Source organism: Thermobifida sp., assembly GCF_017577275.1.
Lineage (GTDB): Bacteria > Actinomycetota > Actinomycetes > Streptosporangiales > Streptosporangiaceae > Thermobifida > Thermobifida fusca.
Genome location: NZ_PITY01000026.1, coordinates 1 through 22,689, shown reverse-complemented (window position 1 = coordinate 22,689; position 22,689 = coordinate 1). Strand labels below are relative to the sequence as shown.

Here is a 22,689-nt window from a genome sequence, read left to right as displayed (position 1 = left end):
TTGTGTGTGAACTATCAGCCTTTGTGAGTGATTGGTGGCACAGTGCGCTCTGGTCCGGTCTCGTAGGCCACAATGGGGAGGTGTCTGCCACGTCTCCCTCCCACCATTGCGACGTGTGGTGGGCCTCCCCTGCGCTCGCCTCCCCTGAGCTGCTCGGCCTGCTCGACGAAACCGAACGGGCCCGCCACTCCCGCTTCCGCCGTTCCGACGACCGGGACCGCTACGCGGTGGCGCACGCCCTCGCGCGCCTCCTCTGCGCCCACGCAGCCGGATGCGACCCCCGCGAGGTGGTCTTCCACCGCCGCTGCGGCCACTGCACCCGGCCTGAACCGCACGGCAAACCGCATCCGGGCGGTCCGGCGGCCGGCTGGGAGATCTCGATCACCCACTCGGGCGACCGGGTCGGTGTGGCCCTCACCCGTGGCCTCCCCGTCGGGCTGGATGTGGAGGGCATCACCGACCGCGATCTGGACGGGCTCGCCTCCTACGCACTGACCGCGCGGGAGCACGCCGCGTGGCGTGCCCTCGACGCCGCCGACCGTGCTGCGGGCTTCTTCACCTACTGGGCGCGCAAGGAGGCGCTCCTCAAAGCCACCGGCCAAGGCCTGGCCGGGGGGTTGACCTCGGTGGAGGTCAGTCCACCCGATGCGGCTGCAGCCCTGCTGGCCTGGCACGGGCCGGAAGCCCCCACTCAGGTGTGGCTGTGCGACCTGGACGCCGGGGCCGACTACCGCGCCGCGCTGGCCGTGGTCTCCGCCCGCCCGGTCACGGTGGCCGTCCACGACGCCTCTGTTTTGTTAAACCAATCACGGCAGATGTTCGATTCGGGGTCTGCGCTTCTGCCAAACCCCCGGTAAGACCGGTCCCAGCGGGACTCGGCCCCGCGGCTGCCCCGTGTCCCGGCGGGGTCAAACATGGCGGAAGGGTCACATTCCTGTGCTGGTCAGGTAAGCCGTTCCTGCCTTGACCCGCTTTCAGCGGTGTTGATGTATTTCAAAGCGTGCCCAGCAACCCGCCGCGTCTCTTGTCGCCTGCTGCTGTCCCTGACCCCTACCGCTGGCTGGAGGACGACGACTCGCCGCGCTGCCTCCGCTGGCTCGCCGCCCGAGACGCCGAGTTCCAGTCAGCTCTCCCGACTTGGCCCCTGCGCGACGCACTCGCCGCGGAGATCCGCCACCTGGTCGCCACCACCCAGTGGTCTCCGCCCCTGCGGCGCGGCGGTCTGCTGTTCGCCACCCGGCGCGACGGCGGCGACGAGCATCCTCGCCTCGTCGTCATCGAACCTTCGGGCCGCGAACGCGTCCTGTTCGACCCGACCGTCGGCGACCCGGACGGCACCACCACCCTCGACGCCTGGGAGCCCAGCCCGGACGGCACCCTGGTCGCAGTCCAGACGTCGCACGGCGGGACCGAACGCGGGGAACTGCACGTCCTGTCCGTCGCCACCGGCAGGCCCGTCGAACCTCCGATTCCCGGGGTCCGCTACGCCCACGTGGCGTGGCTGCCCGCCTCCTACGGACCGGCGTTCTACTTCGTGCGCCGCGACAGCGCTAACGGGCGGCGCGGTGTGTGGCTGCACCGGGTAGGCCGCAAGGAGGACACGCTGGTCCACCCGTGCCAAGCGGCACGCACCGTGCCCGGCGTGCGACTCCACCGCGACCGGTGGCTCGTCGTCACCGAAAGCCACGGCACCGGGCACCGCAACGACCTGTGGCTGGCCGACTTGGCCGCGAGCCCGCCCGAAGCTCCCGTGCTGCGGCCGGTGCACGTGGGCCGCGACGTGGAATCGGAGGCCACGATAGGCCCAGACGGCCTGCTGTACCTGCGCACCACCTGGCATGCCCCGCTGCGCCGGATCTGTGTGGCCGACCCGGCCGCCCCCGCCCCGGAACACTGGCGGGAAGTGGTCCCCGAGGCCCCGGACGCCCTCCTCGACGGGTTCGCGGTGGCGGGCCGTGCCGACGCCGTCGACGTGGTGTACACCCGCACCCGGCTCGGCATCAGCGAACTGCGCGTCCACACCCCCGGCAGCGCCCGCGCCGACTGGGTGGTCCCCCTGCCCGGGGAAGGCATGGTCGCCCAGGTAACCGCGGACACCAGCGGGGAGGTGTACTTCTGCTACGCCGACGTGGCCACCCCGTTGACGGTGTTCACGCTCGGGGCGGACGGCGTCCCCGTCCCTTGGCCACCGCACGCGGCCTCCCTGCCCCCGCGCACCCCGATCGAACGGCGCAGCCTGTCGTACCTGTCCTTCGACGGGGTCCGGGTGCCCCTCACGATCTTTGCGCTTCCCGGCACCCCGCCGGGCCCCACCATCCTGCACGCCTACGGCGGATTCGGCCGCCCTCGACAGTTCGGGTTCTCCGCCACCGTGCTGGCCTGGCTGCGCCATGGCGGCCGCTACGCCGTGGCACACGTGCGCGGCGGCGGCGACTTCGGCCGCACCTGGCACCTCGCCGGTGCTGGACGGCACAAAGTACGCGCGGTCCGCGACCTGGTCGCCGCCGCGGACTTCCTTGTCGCCCGGGGAGAGTGCCGCCGCGACGAACTGTGCCTTTCCGGCGGCTCCGCCGGCGGTCTGCTCGTGCTGGCCGCGATCGCCCGCCGCCCGGACCTGTGCGCCGCAGTCATCGCGTTGGCCCCGCTCGCGGACATGATCCGCTTCCCGCAGCTCGGCTTGGGCGCGATGTGGAGCCGCGAATTCGGCAGCGTCACCGACCCCGAGGATTTCGCGGCACTACTCGACTACTCCCCCTACCACCGGGTGCTCCGCACTCCGCCCGCCGCGTATCCGGCGGTGCTCCTCACCGGTTTCCACGGCGACACCCGCACCGGCCCTGCCCATCCCCGGAAGATGTGCGCGGCCCTCCAAGAACGGACGCGCGGCCCGCGTCCCATCCTGCTGCGCTACGAGCACGGGGTGGGCCACGGGCCGCGCGCGGTCAGCCGCGCGGTCGAACTCGCGGCCGACGCCCATGCGTTCGCGGCCGCGCAGACAGGGCTGTCCCCGACCCGCCGGCCCTCGGCGGGCGCGGCCCTCAGCACGCAGCAAGGGAGGTGAAGAGATCCATGGACGACGCCCTCTTCGAAGTCGAGGTCGAGGACCTGCCGGAAGTCACGTCGCGTGATGTCACCGCTGGTCAGGACAGCGACGGTACGGACGGTAGCTCCGACTTCATCTGATCCGCGCGCCGCCGAGGCCCTGTGCCTCGGCGGCTTTCCCCTCTCCACGCCCTCTTCGACTTTGGAAAGGATCCGATGACTGACCGACTGTTCACTGAGACGCTGCTTGCCGCGGTGGGCGAAGACCTGCTGCGCACTCGGCTGTCGGAGGAGTTCATCCGCGTCGACCTGGGCGCAGAGACCGTGGCGCCGCTCCTCACTTTCGACGCGCTCAGCGAACTGCTCAGCACCCACCAGTTGGAGCCGCCCCGGCTGCGGCTGCATCGCGCCGGCGCACCGGTCCCCCTCGACAACTACACCGAGGTCGGTGAGGCTTCGGGGGTGCAGCGCCGTCTGGTGCGGCCGGAAGCGCTCTACGCACAGTTGCGGCAGGGCGCGAGCCTGGTGCTTGACGGTATCGACCGGATCCATCCGCCGATCCGCGCGGCCGCCGACGACCTGATGCGTCTCGTGCACGAACGGGTCCAGGTCAACCTGTACTTGATCTGGGGGGACTCCCACGGGTTCAACACCCACTGGGACGACCACGACACGTTCATCGTGCAGGTGGCGGGCACCAAGCACTGGCAGGTCCACGGCCAGGGCACCCGCCCGTATCCGATGAAAGAAGACATCGACCACTCCCACCAGCCTCCTGAGGGCACGGTGTGGGAGGGGACCGTCCGTGCCGGGGAGGTCCTGCACGTCCCGCGCGGCTGGTGGCACACGGTGACCGGAACCGGGGACGTCAGCATGCACTTGACGTTCGGGTTCACCCGGGCTACCGGGGTGGACTGGGCGCGGTGGCTGGTGGACCGGCTCTACGAGGTCGAGTTCGCACGCCGGGACCTGCCCCGGTTCGCCACCCCGGAGGAGCGGCGCAAGCACCAGCACGAACTGCTCCGTCACCTGATGGACCTGGCAGAACAGCACGGCCTCGACGAGTTCCTCACCGACCGCGACTCCCGTTTCCCGCGCCGCCAGTCCTTCTCCTTGCCGTGGGCGGTGGACGGTGCCACGCCGCAGCCGGACACTGTGGTGGAGTTCACGCCGATTCTGCCGTCGGCGCTCCGCGACGAGGGGCAGAAAGTCGCGCTGACGGTGGCGGGCCGCCGCTACACGTTCGCGAAAGCCGCGCAGCCGCTCCTGGAAGTCCTGGTCGATGCGCGTGTCCTGACTGTCGCGGAGCTCGCAGAGCGTGCCGGGGCGGAGGTGGAGACGGCGGCCGCGCTGGCGCGGGTACTCGTCCAGCACCACCTCGTACTTTTGCGGAGTACGTCCTGACCTGCGGAATGTGCCGGTAGCCAGAATTGCCTTCCCAAGTTAATTTAGGCTAGCCTTAGTTCCGCGTCAGCGCTGCGCGTTTTGTTGCGCTATCTCCATTAACGTGCCACGCGGAAAGGCTTCTCCGGCACATGACCCGTCAGTGTCACCCGCTTGCGACCGTAGTCGACGCTTGTGCGCCTCTCCGGTTCGCTCCGCTGCCGGACCTGCGCCTCCGGTCGTTCACCCGGTCCGGAGACCAGGGTGACGCCGGGCAGTGGTGCCGTGCCGACTTGTTGGCCGCGAAAAACGCCTTCGCACCGGTCTACGACGGGTTCGTCGCGGCCACTCGGCCCGGCCACCGGCTGCCCGCCGCCACCCACTTCCTGCGCGCAGTGTTCCGGGAACCGATCTTCCTTGTCGCGGCGGGACTGTACCTGACCGGCCGTGCCCCGCTCCTGGACGCCAGCCACCTGTGGTTTCCGGTCCGCGCCGACCGCACCCTCGGCACTCCGATGCTCACGGGGTTGAAAGTGGCTGTGACCGCCGACGACCGCTTCGCCGGCCACCCGGAAACGGTCACCTTCCCCGGCAGCGACGACGTGGTCCGCGCCGCAGCGCACGCGATGGTCGCCGCGTTCACCCCGGTGATTGACGCCCTGTCCGCGCACACCCGGGTGGGGAAGCGGACCCTGTGGGGCTGGGTGCTGGACACTGCGCACTTTTACATGCTCAACCCGGCGCGTTTCCTCGGCCGCGACGCACAGGCAGCATGGGCGCTGGCCAACCGGTTGGCCGATGCTCTCCTCGAGGCCGGGGCGGTGACACGGGCCCGTCCCCGCCTGTTCCCGTTCTGCGACAACCATCCGCGTGGCACCTGGGCGGTCCGGGGCACGTGCTGCTTCGACTACAAGGGCGACCCCGAGCACGGCTACTGCACGACCTGCCCGCACAAGTGCGACAACGAGCGCCGCAACGAGCTTCAGGAGTGGCTGCGCAACCCCGCGCTGGCCCCCTAGCGGCTTCCGGCGGCCCTGCCCTCGGGGTTTTCGGGAGTGCTCACCTTGTGCCCGGGCGCAGAGCCGCCGGCACGGCCCTGCGCCGGCAGCACGGGTCGCGGGGACACGAAGCCTTGGCTCCGCGGCCCGTTCCGCTCCACGGGGCACGCCGCCAGTTGCGCACCCCTGATCAGGAAAGCTTCTGACCTCTTTTCTCTGCACTGGCCGGTGTTGCGCCTGGTTCCGGGGCCCGGCGCAGGGCTCTGGCCGCGCACACCGGCCCGCCCCTGCGGGTGCGCCCTTCGCCCTCTCAGGCGTTGCCCCAGCGGCCTGGGACCAGACCGCGGTCCCGGCAGGCTTACGACCCGGTGCGGCGCTGCGGTTGACGGCGGCCGTACCGCCATTTCAGGTACTTGCCTTCACGTTCCACGCGGCGCATCTCGGTGTAGAGCTCGTCTGGATCCGACGCGGAGACCACCTGCCCGCCCTCAGGCAGAGGCCAGCACGCAAACGCCCAGTAGCGGCGAGTGTAAGGGCCCCAGATCACGACCCAGGCCCCCTGCTTCTGCCATTCGATGTGCGCGGCGACTTCCCGACGCTCAGGATCGTAGAACTCCCCTGGTGCACGACCCGTTCCAGCACGTTTGCCCAACCGGACGTTTCCCTTCGCACGCTTGACGGAGGCCGCTGCCTCCGTCAAGCGTCACACGGTTGCCGCCCAGAGGAAAGACCACTACCGGAAATCGTCGCGGAATCGGTTTATTTCCTCCATATAGCCGCGCACTTCAGTCCTTGACTACTCGTCGTCATCGTCCGCGGCGTGGTGGTCGAGATTGGACACGCCGCGCCGCCAGTAGCCGTCGACTTCGAAGTCGCGGCCGCGCACCAGGCCCCGTTCCTTGAGCAGCCGACGGATGGGTTTGAGGGCGTCAGCCTCCCCGCCAGCCCAGACGAACACGCGGCCCTTGGGGAATTCGGTCTGCTCCAGCGCACGCAGCAGCAGGTCGGTGGTGCCCGGGGCGGCGCCGTTGCGGTGCAGCCAGGTGATCTCGGCGCCCTCCGGTGCGTCCAGTTCCTGCTCCTCTGCGGCGTCAGCGACCTCGAAGAACGCGGTGACCGAGGCGTCACGCGGCAGTTCCTCGATGCGGCGTGCCGCGGCAGGCAGCGCGGTCTCATCGGCGAGCAGCACGTAGTGGTCGGCCTCGGGGTAGTAGACAGTGCCGCGCGGACCGAGCACGCCGAGACGGTCACCCGGCTGGGCGGTGGCCGCCCAGCGCCCGCCAGGACCGTTGTCGTGGACGACGAAGTCGATGGTGAGGAGTCCCGCTTTCGCGTCGAAACGGCGGACCGTGTAGTCGCGGTAGATGACGCCGGGAGCCCGGAAGTTGAGGCAGCGGTCGTCTTCGACGACAGGGAGCACATGCTCTCCCGTCTCAGGGTTGGGGAACCACAGTTTGACGTGGTCGGCGAAGTTGTCGCTGCGCAGTCCAGCGATGTCGCTGCCGCCGAGGTCGACGCGGACCATCCGGGGGGTGATTCTCCGGACGTTGACGACCTCGAGCAGTCGGGACTTCAGCGGGTACATCTCGACGGTGCGTTCCGTCACGGTTGCGGTCATGGCACTCCTCTACTCGGTTGGTGCGGGAGCAGCCCCCCGTGGCCGCTCCTGGCGGGGTTGGTGGCCGGCGACCGGTTCGTTCGCGGAATCGCCGGAGTCGTCGGAAACGACCAGTACTTGGGCAGTGCGCAAACGGGGGAAGACGAGGGCGAGCGCGGCGACTGACAGCACGGTGAGGACACCCCCCGCGGCGATGGTGGCGGCCACGCCGAGCAGCGGGGCCAGGGCGCCCAGGGCAAGCGCCCCCGCGGAGTCGCCGACCGTGGCCTGAGCAGTCCATAGGCTGTTGACCCGGCCGCGCAGGTCGGCAGGCGTATGGGACTGCACGAGGGCGTACCGGAGGATCTCTTCACTGACCTGGGCGTAGCCCAGGAGGACGAGGAAAGCGAACGCTATCGGGAGCGCCGGGCTGAGCCCGAGGCCGAGTACGGCGAGGCCGCAGAGCCCGACCGCGCCGATCAGCACCGTGCCGGTACGGCGGAGGTGGCCGGTCCAGCCGCTGGTGAGGGAGCCGAGCAGTGCGCCCAGCGCCGGAGCGGTGTAGAGCAGGCCGACCGTGGCGGGGCCGCCCCCCAGCACGGTGTCGGTGAACTCGTTGATGAGCACCTGGGGGGAGGCGAACAGGAGCTGCGCGAAGCCGAGGAGCAGCAGCGGGCCGACGACCCGGTGGTGGAGCGCGAAGCGGGTCCCGGTGCGGACCGACTGCAGCACCGATTCCCTTTGGCGGTCGCCGTCCGGTTCGAGGCGCGGCAGCCGCCAGACGAGGACCGTGGTCACCAGCGACAGTGCTGCGGTGAGTGCGTAGTTGCCGCCGATTCCGGCAGCGGCGATGAGGGCCCCGCCCAGAGCGGGGGCCAGGACCGCCCCGAGTTCCCCGTTGAGGGCGAGGAGCGCTCCGGCTGCGGGCAGCTTGTCGCGGGGGACGAACCCGGGAGCCGCCGCCTGCAGCGCGACCGCGCTGAAGGAGCCGAAGAACCCGATGAACAGGGCCGAGGCGTGGATGACCCACAGCAGGGGTTGGTCGAAGAGGAAGCTGTTGGCCGCGAGCACGGTGTAGCCCACCACCGCGGAGGCGCGACCGACGACGATGAGGCGGCGCCGGTCGCCCCGGTCCGCGAGGACCCCGCCGACGAGGGTTCCACCCAGCACGGAGACAGCGTTGGCGGTGTGGACCGTGGCGACGAGGAACGACGAACCGGTGAGCTGGTAGACCTGGGTGGGCAGGGCGACCGCGGCGAATCCCAGTCCGAAGATCGAGACGATCCTGGCGACGAAGACGATGCGGAATTCCCGGCTGATGCGCAGCGGGGTGACGTCGATCATCAGTCGGGTGAGTTTCACGGCGTCCTCACGGATCGGCGACAACAACCCCACGGGTTGTTACTTAGGCAAGGCATACCTTAACACCACCGAGCCGTGTCGCCGCGCACTTTTAGGGGAGAAGCGCCCCCGATTTCTGGTCGCTTCCGGGGACCGGCTCAGCCAGGTCGTCGCCCAGGGCGACGATGCGGTTGTTGGCGTCCACGTGCACCACGTGGGGCCGGTGGGTGGCACGCTCAGCCTCGGTGAGCTGCACATACGAAATGATGATCACCAGGTCTCCCGGCGCTACGAGGCGGGCGGCGGCCCCGTTGATTCCGATGACACCGCTGCCGCGCTCCCCGGTCAGCACGTAGGTGACCAACCGGTGCCCGTTCGTGATGTTGACCACGTGGACCTGTTCGCCGTCGACGAGGTTGGCCGCGTCCATCAGATCGGCGTCGATGGTGATGGAACCGACGTAGTGCAGGTCCGCGTGGGTGACCGTGGCCCGGTGGATCTTTCCGTTGAGCATGGTGCGCAGCACCGTAGACCTCCCTTTGCGGTCGTCGGGTCTGTCCCCGGGCGGGTTGTTCGCCCGAGTGATCCGTTGTCGACGCCCAGGGTAGGCGGATCGCCTCCCGAACCGTGACAGCGGGCTCCTGGTGGGGCGCGCGGCGCTTGGCCGCGCGCCGGGCTGCCGACCGCACGCGGGGCTCACCCCGCCGTGCTGTGCGCCTCCATCGCCTCACGGAGGCTGCGCGGACGCAGGTCGGTCCAGTGGGTGTTGATGTAGTCCAGGGCTGCGGCGCGGGACGTCGGCCCGAAGACGGTACGCCACCCTTGGGGAACCTCAGCGAACTCGGGCCACAGGGAGTACTGGTCTTCGTCGTTGACCAGGACCAGGAAGACTCCTTCATCGTCGTCGAACGGGTTGGTCATCGGTGGTGCTCCTTCCTCGGGGAGGCGGTGCCCGCCGAGGTCCGGCGGGCACCGGAGGGGGTCATAGGCCCTTGAGGACCTCTTCGATCTGGTCGAGGACGATGTTGGCTTGGGCGTAGGTGCGGGCCGCGCTGTAGCGCAGGGGGTGGACCTGGCCGGCTTCCACCGCGGGCAGGCTCTGCCACAGCTTCTGCTCGAGCAGCGCCTCGGTGAACGGGTCGGGGTTCTCCTGGGCGTCGGTCTCGTAGAAGATGACGTCAGCGTCGGAGAGTTCGTCGATCTCCTCGTAGGAGTAGAAGGCAGCGAAGTTCTCCCCCGCCGGCTGCTGCGCCTTGCTCTGCTTCGCACCGAGCGTGTGGAGGATCTCCCCGCCCCAGGCGTTGGTGTTGACCACGGCGAATTCGCCGTCCACGCCGAAGACCAGCGCGAAGGTGGTGTCGGCCAACTGGTCGGCGTAGGCGGTGGAGATCTCCTCGACCCGCTCTTCGAAGCGCTGCTGTTCGGCTTCGGCCCGCTCCCCGTCGCCGACGACCCGCGACAGTTCGAGCGTCATGTTGCGCAGCCCGGAGCCCGCACCGTCGAAGTCGAAGAAGACGGTGGGGGCGATCTTCTCGAGGTCTTCGCGGATGCCGACGTACTCGTCGTGGCTCTCCACGCGGACCCCGCCGATGATCAGGTCGGGCTGGGCCTCCGCGATGGCCTCCATGTTGATCTCCAGGCTCGCCGACTGCACGACCGGGTAGGTGGAGAGCTGCTCGAATTCTTCAGCGGTGTAGAGGGTGGCTACTGGTTCGATCACACCGACAGGCTCGATCCCGGCTTCCAGCACGACCTCGGTGCCGAATTCCAGGGCGACGATGCGTTGCGGGTCAGCGGGGATCTCGACGGTCCCGTAGTCCGTTTCGACGGTGACCGTGTCGCCCTGTGCGGGGGTGTCCGCTGCCTCCTGCGCATCACCGCAGGCGGTCAGGGTGAGGCTGAGGGCGAGGGCGCCTGCGCCGAGGACAAGTCCGCTTCGGGGGGCTTTCTGCTGCACTCTTGATCGCTTTCTTCGTGTCGGTGGCCAGTGTCCTACAACCACGATTAAGTTAGGCAAGCCTTGCCTAAGTGAACGGTAGAGGGTGGTGGAGGGCTTTCCCAACCCCATCGGCTAGCTGTGTCCGGATCGTGATGTTGGGGGAAGCGGGCGGTGACTGGCCGCGGCCTCGGCCCGCCGCACCCCCTCAGCGAGGAGCGGGCCGATCACCGCCAGCGCCGCCGGTCCGACCAGGTCGTTGTGTCCGCAGTCGACTTCGTGGTCGACCACCTCGCCGGTGACGTACCGGCGCCACAGGTGCGCACCGATCCCGCTGTGCGGGTCACGGTCCGCCGCGGCCGTGAAGAAATGCAGGTCGCCGTCGTAGACGCGGTAGCGCGCCCGGTACATGACTTCCATGGTGAACGCGCGGGCCCGCACCACCCGGTCGATGACCTCCGCGTCGAACCCCGCCCACACTCCCCCGCTGTCACGCAGGAACTCCACCACCTGCTCGCGCCGGTACGGCTTGGTCAGCCAGCTCGGCAGTTCCCGTTGAGAGCTCGACAGCAGGAACTCGAGCGCCTCCTGTTCCGCTTCCTCAGTAGTCGGGACTCCCCCGGCCGCCAGCACTTCGGGGGTATCCGTGGGATAGGTGTCAAGCAGTGCCAGGAACGGCACCTGCTCCCCTTCGGCTTGCAGACGGGTCGCCAAAGCGTGCGCGACCTGGCCCCCGAACGACCAGCCCACCAGGTAGTAGGGGCCGCGGGGCTGCACCCGGCGGACGTGCCGGGCATACAGGTCGACCAGTTCCTCCATGGAGCCGGGGACCTGCTCGCCGCGCAATCCGGGAAACTGGACGCCGATCAGAGGGTGCTCACGGTCCACGAACGGCGCCAGCGCAGCATAGGACCAGGCGAACCCGCTCGCCGGGTGGAAGCAGAACAGTGGAGGCTTCCGCCCGCCTTCGCGGAGGCGCAGCACAGTAGCCAACAGGTCGTCGCGGCGCCCGGTGTCCACGTATTCGCGGAGCTGGGCGACCGTGGGAGCCGCCAACAGGGTGCCCACCCCCACGCGCACCCCCACGTGCTTGCGGAGACGCGCGGCCAGGCGCATCGCCAACAGTGAATGCCCGCCCAGCTCGTAGAAGTCGTCGTCGATACTGACCTGGTCGACGTTGAGGACCGCGGCGACATGCTCGCACAGGGCGCGCTCCAACTCGTCGCGCGGGGCGCGTCCGCCGCGTTCCGGGAGCGCAGGCGCGGGCAGTGCGGCACGGTCGAGCTTGCCGTTGACCGTCAGCGGCAGCCGGTCGAGCTCCACCAGGTGGGCGGGGACCATCGCCGCCGGCACCAGGTCCGCTAGGGTGCGGCGCAGCGCTGCCGGGTCGATGCGCGCCCCCGCGGCAGGCACCACATAGCCGACCAGTTGCGCCCGTCCAGGAGTGTCCTCCCGGACAACCACCGCGGCCTGCGCCACCTCCGGCTGCTCCTCCAGCACGGCGGTGATCTCCGCGGGTTCGACGCGCACCCCGCGGATTTTCACCTGGTCGTCGACCCGGCCCAGGTAGTCGAGGTGGCCGTCCGGCCGCCACCGCACCAGGTCCCCGGTGCGGTACATGCGGGACCCCGGCGGCCCGAACGGGTTGGCGACGAACCGCTCCGCGGTCAGATCAGCCCGGCCGATATAGCCGCGGGCCAGTCCGACGCCGGACACGTACAACTCGCCGGGGGTGCCGGGCGGGACCGGGCGCAGCGCAGAATCCAGGACGTACACCTGGGTGTTAGCGATCGGTCCGCCAACCGTGGGGGTCGCACTGTCTGCGGTGCCGCCGCCGAGCGTGTTGATGGTGTACTCGGTCGGCCCGTACAGGTTGTAGCCGAGGACCCCCTCCGCACCGCGCAATGCCTGCCACACCGTGTCGCTGACCGCTTCCCCGCCAAGCAGCACCAGGGACGGCCGGTACTGGTCCGGGTCGAGCAGTCCGTCCTCGATGAGCTGCCCGCAGTAGGAGGGGGTGACGTTGATGACGTCGATCGAGTGGCGGCGGCAGTAGTCGACGAGCCGGTCCGAGTCGCGGCGCAGCTCCTCGTCGAGCAGGTGGACTTCGTGGCCGTCCACCAGCCACAGCAGCTCCTCCCACGACATGTCGAAGGAGAACGACACCGTGTGCGCGATGCGCAGCACCCGGCCGCCGAGGGAGTCCACCACCGGGCCGAAAATCGTCTCACGGTGGTTGACCAGCATGTTCACCAGGCCGCGGCCCGTGATCTGCACGCCTTTGGGCCGCCCGGTGGACCCGGAGGTGAAGATCGTGTAGGCGAGGTGGTCGCCGCGCAGCGGACGCGGCCGGTCCGCGTCGGTGGGGTCGGTGTCCGCCATCCGGGCCAGCTCGTCCCGGATGGCGGGATCGTCGAGGAGGAGCAGCGGCCCGCTGTCGGCGGGAAGGTGGCCCCGGGCAGCCGTGGTGGTAACGGTGAGCGCCGGAGCGGCGTCGGCAAGCATCACGCGGAGCCGCCCCGCCGGATACTCCAAATCCAGCGGCACATAAGCGCCGCCCGCTTTGAGCACCGCGAACAGGGTGACCACCCAGTCACTGGAGCGGGGCAGCGCGATCGCCACCGGGGTTTCCGGGCCCACGCCGCGGGCGAGCAGCAGCCGGGCAAGCCGGTTGGCGCGCGCGTTGAGCTCCGCGAACGTCAGCGTCGCGTCGCGGGCGACCAGCGCGGTGCGGTGCGGCCAGGCCCGCGCCGACTGCTCAAACAGGTCCATCAGACTCTGCTCGGGAAGGTCGCGTGCGGTGTCGCCGTGCGCTGCCGCAAGCGCGGCGCGTTCCCGGTCAGACAGCACTTCCAGGGCGGCCACCGGCTGGCCGGGTACCGCGGTGACCTGCTCCAACAGCCGCAGGAACCGGTCGACCAGGGCGTGGGCGGTCCCCGAGTCGACGAGGTCGCCGCGGTAGGCGAGGCTGAGCCGGAACTCCTCCCCCGGCTGGGCGACGAACGTCAGCGGATAGTGGGTGGCGTCGAAGCCGGTAACCGACTCCAAGCCGGTGGCTTCTCGGATGCGCTGGTAGCCCTCGTCGTCGTAGGGCAGGTTGCGCAGCACGTAGAGGGTGTCGAAGAGGCGGCGGCCGCCGAGCGCGCGCTGGATGTCGGCCAGCCCCACGTAGTGGTACGGCAGCAGGTCGGCCTGTTCCGCTTGGACGCGGTGGAGCAGCGCCGCCACAGACTCGCCGGGGCGGATCCGCACCCGCACCGGAACCGTGTTGAAGAACACGCCGACGATCGACTCCACCCCGTCGATCTCGGGTGGGCGGCCAGAGACGGTACTGCCGAAGACGATGTCGTCCGCGCCGGTGTGGCTGCGCAGCACCAGGCTCCACACGGTCATCACCACGGTGTTGACCGTGACCCCGATCCGGCGTGCCAGCGCAGTGAGCCGGTCCAGGAGAGGCCGGGCGACCACCGTGTCCACGGTGTGCGGCATGACCGTCCCGGATGTGCCGTCCTCGGCGGGGGCGACCAGGGTGCCTTCGGTGAGGTCGCCGAGAGCGTGCCGCCACGCGTTGAGCGCGGCCGCCTGGTCCTGGCGGCGCAACCACACCAGGTAGTCCCGGTAGGGGCGGGACGGCGGCAGCACGGAAGCGTCACCGCCGTTGCGGTACACCTCCATCAGTTCGGCGTTGTACAGCTCACCGGACCAGCCGTCCATGACGATGTGGTGGAAGGTGAGCACAAGCACGTCCCGCTCCCCCGGCAGACGCACGAGGACGTGGCGGACCAGCGGGGGCCGGGTCAAGTCGAACCGGCGTTCCCGCTGCTCCACGCGGATCCGCTCCAGGCGGCGCTGGGCTTCGGCGGCATCCAGGTGGGACAGGTCGACTTCCCGCCAGGCGGCGCGGAGCTGCCGGGGAATGAACTGGACGGGGCGTTCCACGCCCTCGTACCAGATTCCGGCGCGCAGCGCCGGGTGGCGGCGCAGCAGGGCGTCCGCGGCGGCCCGCAGCGCGGCCGCGTCGACCCGGCGGGAGAACGTGAAAATGTTCTGGACGGTGTAGACGTCGAGCTGCCACTCGTCGACGGTGGCGTGGTAGAGCAGCCCTTCTTGGAGGGGGGTGAGCGGGAGGACCTCGTGGATCTCCCGGGAACCCGCGGCTGCGGTGGTCATGGTGGTACTCCTCAACGGTCGGGCCTAGTCCTGTTCGCGCCACGTCTGGGCGAGTTCAGCGAACTCGTCGGGGGTGATGAGGTCGGAGAAGTCGTCCTCCTCCGGCGTCTCCTCCGAGGCGGGAGGTTCAGCTTCGGACGGTGGGGTCGTGGGGACGGCGTCGGCGAGCCGCTCCGGGGTGCGGTAGGTGAACACGTCGCGCACGGTGAGGTGGATTCCTTCGCGGACGAGCCGGCCGACGAGCCGCAGTGAAGAGACGCTGTCCCCACCGAGTGCGAAGAAGTCCGCGTCCGCGCTGACCTCGGCCATCCCCAGCACCTCGGCGAACGCCGCGCACAGGGCGTGCTCGAGGGGGGTGCGGGGGGCGCGCCTGGAGACGGGGCCCGGGTCAGGGTCGGGCAGCGCGTCCCGGCGGAGTTTGCCGTTCACGGTGAGCGGCAGCGCGTCCACCACCACGAACGCGGCGGGCACCCATGCCGCGGGCAGGCGGTCGGCAAGCCCGCGGCGGACCTCGTCCACGTCAGGCGGGGAGCCGTCGGGGACGAGGTAGCCGACCAGGCGGAGCCCGCCGGCAGGGGCAGGGCGGGCGGCGACCGCGGCGTCCGCAACCCCGGGCTGAGCGCGGAGCACCGCCTCCACTTCACCGGGCTCCACGCGCACCCCGTTGATCTTCACTTGGTCGTCGACCCGGCCGAGGTATTCCACGGCCCCATCAGCGCGGCGGCGCACCAGGTCACCGGTGCGGTAGAGGCGGGAGCCGGGCGGGCCGAACGGGTTGGCGACGAACCGGGACGCGGTCATGCCGGGGCGGCCGACATAGCCGCGCGCGAGCTGCACCCCGCCCAGGTACAGTTCGCCGACGGCCCCGGTCGGCAAAGGCCGCAGGGACGAGTCGAGGACGTACAGTTCCGTGTTCCACACGGGACGGCCGATCGGCACCGGGTCGCGGACCGGCTCCGTGCCCGCCCCGCACACCGGGTGGGAGGTCACGTCGACGGCGGCTTCGGTGGGACCGTACAGGTTGTCCAGGCGCGCCTGGGGCAGGGTGCGCGCCCAAGCGCGGGCCAGGTCGGCGTCGAGCGCTTCCCCGCTCACGATGACCTGCCGCAGCGCGGTAGCGCGGCGGGCCGTGGGCTCGTTGAGGAAGACGCGCAGCAGGGACGGCACGAAATGGCAGACCGTCACCTTGTGCTCGGCGAACAAAGCGGCCAGGTAGGCGGGGTCGCGGTGGCCGCCTGGGCGGGCCACGACCAGGGTGGCTCCGGTGATCAGCGGCCAGAAGAACTCCCACACCGACACGTCGAAGCCGACAGGGGTTTTCTGGGCGACCCGGTCCTCGGGGGTGAGCCGGTAGGTGTGCTGCATCCACTGCAACCGGTTGGCGATCGCCCGGTGCGCGACCCCCACGCCCTTAGGCTCGCCGGTGGATCCGGACGTGAAGATGGTGTAGGCGAGCTGGTCGGGGTGGACGTCCCGGGTCGGCAGCGGCTCGAGTCCGGCCAGGCGGTCCCGGGTCGCAGCGTCGTCCACCACGACAGTGCCGGGCAGCCGGTCACCGAGGCGCGGCAGGGCCCCCTGGCAGGTGACGACGGTGCCGGCGCGGGCCCGCTCCACCATGGCAGCCAGCCGGGCCGGGGGATGGTCCACGTCCAGCGGCAGGTAGGCGGCCCCCGCACGCAGCACGCCCAGCAGCGCGATGACCAGGTCCGCGGAGCGGGGCAGCGCCACCGCCACCACGTCCCCTGGGGCTACGCCGCGTTCCGCGAGCAGCGCGGCGAGCCGTCCCGCCCGGTCGTGCACTTCACGGTAGGTGAGCCGGATGCCGTCGGCGATGAGCGCCACCCGGTCGGCGTGGGTGTGCGCGGCCGCGTCCACGAGCGCGGTGAGAGTGTGCTCGGCGAGCGGGTGCCTCGTGGCGTTGTGCGCGGCGAGCGCAGCCCGCTCCGCGTCGCCGAGCAGGTCGAATGCGCACAGCGGCCGCTCGCTGTCGTCCACCAGCTGGGTGAGGACGCGGACAACGAGGTCGAGGACGGCCTCGGCGTCCGCGGCGGAGAACTGGTCGGGGTCGTAGTCGACGCAGAGGGTGATGTCCTCTTCGGGAAGCACCACCAGCACCAGCGGGTAGTGGGTGGCGTCGCGCACTGTGACGCCGGTGACGCGCATGCCCGCGTGGTCGGCGGCGTGCCGGGAACGGTCGACCGGGAAGTTCTCCACCACAAGGAGGGTGTCGAAGAGGGTTGCCGTGCCGGCGGCACGCTGCACCGCGCTGAGCCCGAGGGCATGGTGGTCGACCAGGGCTGCCTGCTCGGTGTGGATCCGCCGTAGGAGGGCCGCGGCTGTTTCGGCTACCCCCAGCCGGACCCGTACCGGAAGCGTGTTGGTGAACAGTCCGATCATCGCCTCGGAGCCAGGCACGTCAGGGGTGCGTCCGGAGACAGGTTGACCGAAGACCACGTCGGTGCTCCCGGTGCGCGTGGCCAGGGCGATCGCCCACGCGGCTTGGAACACGGTGTTGGGGGTGACCCGGTGGGCTCGGGCCGCGTCCCGCAGCCTGGCGCCGAGCGCTGCGGGAAGCACCCGGGTCGTCCGGCGGGGCGGCCGAGCCGTCCCGGAACGTCCCGGAGCGACCAGGCACGGTCCCGGCAGGTCCGCGAGCGCGGTGCGCCACGCATCCGCCGCGGCATCCCGGTCCAAGCGGGCCAGCCAGGCCAGGTAGTCCCGGTAGGAGGGGGCGGGCGGCAGCGCGGCGGTGTCGCCGTCCGCCGCGTACAGCGTGCACAGTTCGGTGATGAGCAGTGGGAGCGACCAGCCGTCCAGCAGGATGTGGTGGGCGGTCACGACGAGGACGTGCTCGGTGTAGCCGCGGACGAGAAGGAATCGGAGGAGCGGCGGCGCGGCCAGGTCGAACCGGTGGGCGAGTTCGCGTTCCGCGAGCGGCTCCGCGGCGGCCGCGGGGTCCCCCTCGGCCCGGGTCTCCTCCCACGCCACGTCGACGTCGGCGGGCACGAACTGGACAGGCTGGTCCAGGCCTTCGTGGGCGAATCCGGCACGCAGGTTGGGGTAGCGCTGCAGGAGTGCGCGGGCGGCACGCCGCAGCCGGGCGGTATCGATCCGGCCGTGCAGGGCCACCCGGCACTGCAGGGCGTAGACGTCCCCGTCGGCTCCGGTCAGCGCGTGGTGGAAGAGCAGCCCTTCTTGGAGGGGGCCAAGGGGGAGCACCTCGCTGATTCCGCTGGGTCGCTGAGTCAACGCCGTTTCCTCCACAGTGATTCGAGCTGGGCGAGCTGGTTGGCGTCGAGGGAGACCAGCGGTTCCTCCGGTGCGGGGGCGGCAGGTCCCTCCTCGGTGACGGGCTGGGCGACCGCGGCGAGGTCAGCGACCACGGGGTGGCGGAAGACGTGGCGGGCGCTGATCTCCCATCCGGCACTGCGGGCCCTGTGGACGAGGCGCAGGGTGAGGACGCTGTCGCCGCCGAGCGCGAAGAAGTCGGCGTCGGCTCCCACCTTGTCCAAGCCGAGGACTTCGGCGTAGACGGCGCACAGCGCGGCCTCCGCCTCGGTTGCGGGTTCGCGGACCGGCGCGGCGTTGTCGGCCGTGGGCGTGGGGTCGGGGAGGGCTTTGCGGTCGATCTTGCCGTTGGCGGTCAGCGGGAACTCGTCCACCACCACGAACGCCGACGGCACCATGTAGGCGGGCAGGGTCTCAGCGAGTGCGGTCCGCAACTCCCTGGGGGTGACCAGGCGTTCGGCTACCACATAACCGACGAGCCGCTGGTGGTTTCCGCTGTCGTTACGGGCCACCACCACTGCTTGGGAGATCCCGTCGATACGGGCGAGCGCGGTTTCGATCTCCCCGAGTTCGACGCGAAAACCGCGGATCTTGACCTGAAAGTCGGCACGACCCAGGAAATCCAACCGCCCATCCGATCGCCACCGCACCACATCCCCCGTGCGATACATGCGAGACCCGGGCGGACCATACGGATCAGCAACAAACCGCTGCGCAGTCAAATCGAACCGGCCGTGGTAGCCCCACGCCACCCCCTCACCAGCGATATACAGCTCCCCCGCCACACCTGGCGGCACCAGACGCAACCCCGCATCCAGCACATACACCCGCGTATTCGCCATCGGCACGCCAATGGTGACGGGGGCGCCGCTGCGTACCCGGTCGGCGGTCGACCAGATCGTCGTCTCCGTCGGCCCATACACGTTGTGGACGACGGCTGCCCGGCTGGCGAGCACGTCCGCCAGCGGTACGGGCAGCGCCTCGCCTCCCACGAGGATCCGCAACCCGTTGAGCACGTCCGGATCCTCGTCGGCGAGCATCTGCCACAGCGTGGGGGTGGCCTGCATGATCGTGGGCTGGCTGGCGCGCATGACCGCGGCGAGTTCCCGCGGATCGCGCACCGTGGCGGCGTCCACGAGGGTGATCGTCGCTCCGGCGAGGAGCGGCAGGTACAGCTCCAACGCGGAAATGTCGAAACTCACCGTGGTCACCGCAAGCCAAGAATCCTGCGGCCCCATAGGCACCCGCTCAGCCATATCGGTGAGGAAGTTCGCCAGATTACGGTGCGACACCACCACACCCTTAGGCCGCCCCGTCGACCCAGACGTGTACAAGATGTACGCCGCCCCATCCGGGCCGTCCCAGGCCGGTGCCGGAGTGTCGGGGGCAGCGGGTGCTGTATCGTCGAGGAGGATTCGGCCCACTCCCGCGGGTACTGCCGCCTCGAGTCCGCGAGTGGTGACCACGGTGACGGCGCCCGAGTCGGTGAGCATGAAGGCGAGACGCTCCGCCGGGAAATCCGGATCCAACGGCACATAGACCGCACCAACACGCTGCACAGCCAACAGCGCAGCCACCAGCTCCGGAACCCGCGGCAGCAACACCGCCACCACCTGACCAGGCCGCACCCCACCCGCAACCAGCAGACCAGCCAGTCGCTCCACCTCAGCATCCAACCGGGCATACGACCACACGGCCCCACCACAGCGCACCGCCACCGCCCCCGGCACACGCCGCGCCCACTCAGCCACCGCCCGATCCGGACGCACCGCCGTCACCGGCCGCCCCGTCGCATTCCACTCAGACACCAACCGGCGACGTTCTGCCCCCGACACCACCTCCACCCCAGCAACCGGACGACACGGGTCCGCGCAGGCGTGCTCCAACACGGTGCGGAGGCGCGCCACCAGCTGTTCCGCGCTGTCATGGTCGAACAGGTCGGCCGCATAGTTGAGGGCGATGTGGGCTCCGCCGTGCCCGTCCTCGATAAACGCGAACTCCAAGTCGAATTTGGCGGTGTCCAGCGGGACTTCAACGAGCCGGGTGGCCGCGCCGAACAGGCGGTCCACATCCGAAGGGCGACGCTGGTAGGAGACCATCGTCTGGAACAGCGGGTGGCGGCTGACCGCCCGGGGCGGTTTCACCGTGTCGACTACCGCGTCGAACGGCGCGTCGGCGCGGGCGAACGCTTCCAGGTCGACGGCACGGACCCGGTCCAGCAGGTCGGCGAAAGTAGGGTTGCCGGACAGGTTCACGCGCAACACCAGCGTGTTGAGGAAGAAGCCGACAGTGTCGTGGACGGCTTCGTCGGCGCGGTCGGCGACCGGGCTGCCCAACGGGATGTCGTCGCCGGCGCCCAGACGGTGCAAGAGCACGGCGACAGCGGCCTGGACCACCATGAAGACGGTGACGCCGTGCTGGGCGGCGAGGCGGCGCACAGCTTCGACCAGTTCAGGGGGGAGTTCGGCACGCGCTAGGCCGCCGCGGTGGCTTGCTGTCGCCGGCCGGGGCCGGTCGGTGGGCAGGTCCAGTTCGTCGGGCAGGTCCTGCAGGGCGTGCTGCCAGTAGTCGAGTTGGCGGCGCAGCGGACTGGCGGGGTCGGTGGCCTCGCCCAACCAGTCGTGCAGCGTGGCCGCGTAGTCGCTGTACTGGGCGGGCAGCGGCTCCCAGTCGGGGGCGCGTCCCGCGGCCCGCGCCCGGTAGGCGGTGTCCAGGTCGCGCAACAGCGGCGCGAAAGACCACTCGTCTGCGGCAATGTGGTGGCAGACGAGGAGCAGCACACAGCCGTCGACCTGTTCCCCGGTGATCATGCGGACTCGCAGGGGGATCTGGGTGGCGAGGTCGAAGGGCTGGGCGGTGAGTTCGGCGAGCAGGTCCGCCACCGGCCCTGCGGCCTGAACTTCCGCGACGTCGACCGCGGCGTCCTCGGGGGCGAGGAGAACCGGGTCGGGGCCGTCGTCGCTGCTGCGTACGAGGGTGCGCAGCACCTCGTGGCGGGCCACGAGGTCGCGGACTGCGGCGCGGAGAACATCGAGGTCGAGCCGGTCGGAGACGTGGACGGCGAGCGGCACGTTGTAGGCGCCGCGGGTCTGGTAGACCTGCTCGATGAGCCAGAGCCGCCGCTGGAAGTGGGAGAGGACAGGTGGGGCGTCTGGGCCGCGGCGGGTCACGGCGGGCCGCCGTCCGGTCTGTGTGGTGAGGCGGGCGGCAAGCGCGGCCGGGGTAGGTGCTTCGAACAGGTCGCGGACCCCGACGTCGACGCCGAGGAGGGCGCGGAGCCGGGCGACGACACGCAGTGAGAGCAGGGAGTGGCCGCCGAGCGCGAAGAAGTCAGCGTCCGCGGTGACGTCGGACCGGTCGAGGACAGCCGCGAAGACCTGGCAGACGATCTCCTCGTAGGCGGTGACCGGGTCCCGTCCGGCCGGGCCGTCCCCTGCTGCGGGCGCGGGGTCGGGGAGGGCTTTGCGGTCGATCTTGCCGTTGGCGGTCAGCGGGAACTCGTCCACCACCACGAACGCCGACGGCACCATGTAGGCGGGCAGGGTCTCAGCGAGTGCGGTCCGCAACTCCCTGGGGGTGACCAGGCGTTCGGCTACCACATAACCGACGAGCCGCTGGTGGTTTCCGCTGTCGTTACGGGCCACCACCACTGCTTGGGAGATCCCGTCGATACGGGCGAGCGCGGTTTCGATCTCCCCGAGTTCGACGCGAAAACCGCGGATCTTGACCTGAAAGTCGGCACGACCCAGGAAATCCAACCGCCCATCCGATCGCCACCGCACCACATCCCCCGTGCGATACATGCGAGACCCGGGCGGACCATACGGATCAGCAACAAACCGCTGCGCAGTCAAATCGAACCGGCCGTGGTAGCCCCACGCCACCCCCTCACCAGCGATATACAGCTCCCCCGCCACACCTGGCGGCACCAGACGCAACCCCGCATCCAGCACATACACCCGCGTATTCGCCATCGGCACGCCAATGGTGACGGGGGCGCCGCTGCGTACCCGGTCGGCGGTCGACCAGATCGTCGTCTCCGTCGGCCCATACACGTTGTGGACGACGGCTGCCCGGCTGGCGAGCACGTCCGCCAGCGGTACGGGCAGCGCCTCGCCTCCCACGAGGATCCGCAACCCGTTGAGCACGTCCGGATCCTCGTCGGCGAGCATCTGCCACAGCGTGGGGGTGGCCTGCATGATCGTGGGCTGGCTGGCGCGCATGACCGCGGCGAGTTCCCGCGGATCGCGCACCGTGGCGGCGTCCACGAGGGTGATCGTCGCTCCGGCGAGGAGCGGCAGGTACAGCTCCAACGCGGAAATGTCGAAACTCACCGTGGTCACCGCAAGCCAAGAATCCTGCGGCCCCATAGGCACCCGCTCAGCCATATCGGTGAGGAAGTTCGCCAGATTACGGTGCGACACCACCACACCCTTAGGCCGCCCCGTCGACCCAGACGTGTACAAGATGTACGCCGCCCCATCCGGGCCGTCCCAGGCCGGTGCCGGAGTGTCGGGGGCAGCGGGTGCTGTATCGTCGAGGAGGATTCGGCCCACTCCCGCGGGTACTGCCGCCTCGAGTCCGCGAGTGGTGACCACGGTGACGGCGCCCGAGTCGGTGAGCATGAAGGCGAGACGCTCCGCCGGGAAATCCGGATCCAACGGCACATAGACCGCACCAACACGCTGCACAGCCAACAGCGCAGCCACCAGCTCCGGAACCCGCGGCAGCAACACCGCCACCACCTGACCAGGCCGCACCCCACCCGCAACCAGCAGACCAGCCAGTCGCTCCACCTCAGCATCCAACCGGGCATACGACCACACGGCCCCACCACAGCGCACCGCCACCGCCCCCGGCACACGCCGCGCCCACTCAGCCACCGCCCGATCCGGACGCACCGCCGTCACCGGCCGCCCCGTCGCATTCCACTC

13 protein-coding genes are annotated in these 22,689 nt (G+C 70.3%); 4 read left to right on the top strand and 9 right to left on the bottom strand.

Features of this window, described 5'->3' with window-relative positions; translation table 11 throughout:
- Nucleotides 1–80: 80 nt before the first annotated feature.
- The 4 genes from CW348_RS13140 (at nucleotide 81) to CW348_RS13125 (ending at nucleotide 5,444) form a co-directional block, all read left to right on the top strand.
- Nucleotides 81–857, top strand: a complete 777-nt coding sequence (locus CW348_RS13140; RefSeq protein WP_227480887.1) for a 4'-phosphopantetheinyl transferase superfamily protein — start codon at nucleotides 81–83, stop codon at nucleotides 855–857.
- 143 nt (nucleotides 858–1,000) lie between these two features.
- Nucleotides 1,001–3,061 (top strand): prolyl oligopeptidase family serine peptidase, encoded by a 2,061-nt coding sequence (locus tag CW348_RS13135; protein ID WP_016188861.1) that lies wholly within the window; start codon nucleotides 1,001–1,003, stop codon nucleotides 3,059–3,061.
- 197 nt (nucleotides 3,062–3,258) lie between these two features.
- On the top strand, nucleotides 3,259–4,446 hold the full coding sequence (locus CW348_RS13130) for a JmjC domain-containing protein (RefSeq protein ID WP_011292281.1): 1,188 nt from the start codon (nucleotides 3,259–3,261) through the stop codon (nucleotides 4,444–4,446).
- Between the two features lie 131 nt (nucleotides 4,447–4,577).
- Nucleotides 4,578–5,444 (top strand): (2Fe-2S)-binding protein, encoded by an 867-nt coding sequence (locus CW348_RS13125; RefSeq protein ID WP_104612823.1) that lies wholly within the window; start codon nucleotides 4,578–4,580, stop codon nucleotides 5,442–5,444.
- A 337-nt stretch (nucleotides 5,445–5,781) separates the two neighbouring features.
- Here the strand turns inward: CW348_RS13125 and CW348_RS13120 are convergent, their stop codons facing one another.
- The 9 genes from CW348_RS13120 to CW348_RS13080 form a co-directional block, all read right to left on the bottom strand.
- A complete protein-coding gene (locus tag CW348_RS13120; protein ID WP_011292283.1) occupies nucleotides 5,782–6,075 on the bottom strand; it encodes a hypothetical protein in 294 nt (97 codons plus the stop codon).
- A 144-nt stretch (nucleotides 6,076–6,219) separates the two neighbouring features.
- The gene (locus tag CW348_RS13115) at nucleotides 6,220–7,041 is read right to left on the bottom strand and encodes a siderophore-interacting protein (protein ID WP_011292284.1); all 822 of its coding nucleotides are present in this window, start codon (nucleotides 7,039–7,041) and stop codon (nucleotides 6,220–6,222) included.
- Nucleotides 7,042–7,050: 9 nt separating this feature from the next.
- A complete protein-coding gene (gene entS, locus CW348_RS13110; protein ID WP_038043854.1) occupies nucleotides 7,051–8,382 on the bottom strand; it encodes an enterobactin transporter EntS in 1,332 nt (443 codons plus the stop codon).
- Nucleotides 8,383–8,473: 91 nt separating this feature from the next.
- Entirely contained in the window at nucleotides 8,474–8,887 is a 414-nt protein-coding gene (gene panD / locus CW348_RS13105; RefSeq protein WP_011292286.1) for an aspartate 1-decarboxylase, read from the bottom strand.
- A gap of 170 nt (nucleotides 8,888–9,057) precedes the next feature.
- Nucleotides 9,058–9,282 carry an MbtH family protein gene (locus CW348_RS13100; protein WP_011292287.1) on the bottom strand — a complete coding sequence of 75 codons (225 nt, stop codon included), beginning with the start codon at nucleotides 9,280–9,282 and terminating at the stop codon, nucleotides 9,058–9,060.
- A gap of 61 nt (nucleotides 9,283–9,343) precedes the next feature.
- Entirely contained in the window at nucleotides 9,344–10,318 is a 975-nt protein-coding gene (locus CW348_RS13095) for an ABC transporter substrate-binding protein (protein WP_016188863.1), read from the bottom strand.
- A gap of 114 nt (nucleotides 10,319–10,432) precedes the next feature.
- The gene (locus CW348_RS13090) at nucleotides 10,433–14,467 is read right to left on the bottom strand and encodes an amino acid adenylation domain-containing protein (RefSeq protein WP_104612822.1); all 4,035 of its coding nucleotides are present in this window, start codon (nucleotides 14,465–14,467) and stop codon (nucleotides 10,433–10,435) included.
- A gap of 24 nt (nucleotides 14,468–14,491) precedes the next feature.
- Nucleotides 14,492–17,716 (bottom strand): non-ribosomal peptide synthetase, encoded by a 3,225-nt coding sequence (locus CW348_RS13085; RefSeq protein WP_011292290.1) that lies wholly within the window; start codon nucleotides 17,714–17,716, stop codon nucleotides 14,492–14,494.
- Nucleotides 17,713–22,638, bottom strand: a complete 4,926-nt coding sequence (locus CW348_RS13080) for a non-ribosomal peptide synthetase (protein WP_287463888.1) — start codon at nucleotides 22,636–22,638, stop codon at nucleotides 17,713–17,715. Before CW348_RS13080 ends, CW348_RS13085 begins: the two co-directional genes overlap by 4 nt.
- Nucleotides 22,639–22,689 lie beyond the last annotated feature (51 nt).